The sequence below is a fragment of the Candidatus Magnetaquicoccus inordinatus genome, assembly GCF_004217665.1.
Lineage (GTDB): Bacteria > Pseudomonadota > Magnetococcia > Magnetococcales > Magnetaquicoccaceae > Magnetaquicoccus > Magnetaquicoccus inordinatus.
In genome coordinates this window covers 1-2312 of sequence record NZ_RXIU01000348.1, presented here as the reverse complement: position 1 = coordinate 2312, position 2312 = coordinate 1, and the positions used below count along the sequence as shown (strand labels likewise).

Here is a 2312-nt window from a genome sequence, read left to right as displayed (position 1 = left end):
TATTTTTGTTTGAGCGCCATCGGTACCGGATCTGCCTTTTCCATGTCATAGACAGCATTCTCCGCATGGTGCAGTGCCCGAGTCGATAAATCTGTGCCCAATATGGCCGCCTTGTATCCCGGTGAACGCGCCGCAAACTCCTTGATCACCATGGCCATGGTATAAGGCTCTTCGCCCGTCGAACAGGGAGCACTCCAAATACGCAATGGCCGACTGGAACCAGCACCTGCCTCCCGCAACAAAGTCGGCAATGCAGTCTCTGTCATAAAAGTGAAATGATTCGGCTCACGGAAAAAATCGGTCTTATTGGTGGTCACAATGTCCAAAAAGTGAATCAACTCCTGACTCGGATCATGTGGATCCAATACCAAATCCACATAATCAGTAAAAGAGTTCATTCCCAATAAACGCAATCGCTTCTGAATTCGGGCTGTCAACATCGACTTTTTTGACATCGGCATCTGAATGCCACTGGTCGACTCAATAAAGGTGCTTAGCCGTTGGAAATCCTTATCAGATAAAGCAATGCGATCGCCTTGATGCGCAAATGAGTTGTCCATTTTGCTCATACTGTTCACAAGCAAGCCAATCCTAAGAGTATCCCACATTCCCCCCTCGATACCCTCTACCAATCCGGGAAGATGCCCTTATTTACCCCAAAAGTCAAACGGAAAATCGGCTTATCCACTACCAGAGCCTGACTACAGAAGCAAAAAATATTCTCTTCATGACATCCAGACTAGAGAAATGGATCCAATCAAGGTAAACTGCCACAGATTCTTAATATCCATACTGGTGTATACCTGAAGGGAGAGCATTCCTGTGGCCGAATTGAGTGATGACGATCTGCTCAACGAATTAAAAGCGCGTTTCAATCATACCAAACAGACTCTGTATGATTTGAAAATTGTCAGCCGCCGTCTGGAAGAGGTCAATCGCAAACTGCAGATCTCCGAACAGGTAAAGAGCAATTTTGTCTCACATATGAAAAATGAGATCAATAACCCTCTCTCCTGCATCCTCGGCTTGGCACAACAACTCCGCTCCCACGACGCAGACCGGGAAACCGTGGTAGGTATCGCGCAATCCATTTTCGCCGAAGCCTTCAGCCTCGATTTTCAATTGCGCAATATCTTTGCCGCTGCTGAACTGGAAGATGGTGCCACCATGTTGCAATCCGGCACCGTCGATGGTCACTCCTTGATGATCCATGCCGTCAACGACTTTTCCCACCTGATTCTTGCCAAAGAGCTCAATGTCTATTTTCTCGGTAAAAAGTTGAACATCGGCAGCCAACCGGTCAACAACGAAGGCGAAAAACTCTACTTCAAATCCGACTCGGAAAAATTGGAGCTGGTTGTGCAAAATCTGCTCTCCAATGCCATCGAGTTTAACAATCCCGGTGGTCGTATCGATCTGGATATCGGTGTGGTGGATGATCGCCTGATTCTCTCTGTTACCGATACCGGGGTTGGCCTCAATCCCGAGCAGATCGAACGCATCTTTGACCGCTTCACCCAATTGGAAGCAGGTGTGCGCAAATCGCACAAAGGACATGGATTAGGTCTGAGCATCACCAAGGCCGTTATCGATATGATGGAGGGCAGTGTGCATGTCAGCGCCCAACCAGGTGAAGGGTGTACCGTTACCCTCTCCATACCCTTTATGGAGACCGATGCAGAAGCGGATACCTTCTCTGTCGATGGCAATGAATTTTTCTTTAGTGATGATCAATCCGAGTTATTCTGACCATGGCGGAAGATAACAAACCTTTCCTGCTCCCTGGCGCACTGTTTGCCAAGGATGGGGATTATATTATCACAACCGTTCTGGGATCCTGTATCGCAGTATGCCTGTGGGATCCTCGACTGCGCCGTGGTGGTATGAACCATTATAAACTGCCCCTCTGGAATGGCGATGGCCTGCCCTCGCCAAAATTTGGCAATATCGCTATTGTCAAGTTGATCGAGCATATGCTGGATATGGGCTGCAACCAACGGGAGTTGAAAGCCAAGGTGTTCGGAGGGGGAGCCGTCCTGCAAAGCTCTTCTGGATTTCTCAATGTCGGGCAACGTAACATTGAGGTGGCTCATGAATTTTTGGCCCAGGCCAACATACCCATCATCGCCTCGGATATTGGCGGTGAGGTCAGTCGTAAAATTATTTTTAATACTCAGGATGGCGCTATCCTGCTAAAACGCTCCCAAGCTGGTCAATAATAATCTCTTCTTTGGTGATTAAAAGCAAAATCCCAGGGATTCCATCCCTGGACCCAGCCAGGGAGGTGCCCTTTCTGAACCCATAGTTGTATC

General features: G+C 48.2%; 3 protein-coding genes. 2 read left to right on the top strand and 1 reads right to left on the bottom strand.

The window, feature by feature from the left end:
* Nucleotides 1–569, bottom strand: a 569-nt coding sequence (locus tag EJP87_RS15480; protein ID WP_320412246.1) for a CheR family methyltransferase, incomplete at its 3' end; no start/stop codon positions are given.
* Between the two features lie 253 nt (nt 570–822).
* Here EJP87_RS15480 and EJP87_RS15475 point away from each other — a divergent pair.
* Together EJP87_RS15475 and EJP87_RS15470 are read left to right on the top strand one after the other, a co-directional pair.
* Nucleotides 823–1749 (top strand): sensor histidine kinase, encoded by a 927-nt coding sequence (locus EJP87_RS15475; RefSeq protein WP_130472756.1) that lies wholly within the window; start codon nt 823–825, stop codon nt 1747–1749.
* A 2-nt stretch (nt 1750–1751) separates the two neighbouring features.
* Nucleotides 1752–2219, top strand: coding sequence for a chemotaxis protein CheD (locus tag EJP87_RS15470; RefSeq protein ID WP_130472755.1), 468 nt, complete (start codon nt 1752–1754; stop codon nt 2217–2219).
* The last annotated feature ends 93 nt before the right edge of the window (nt 2220–2312 follow it).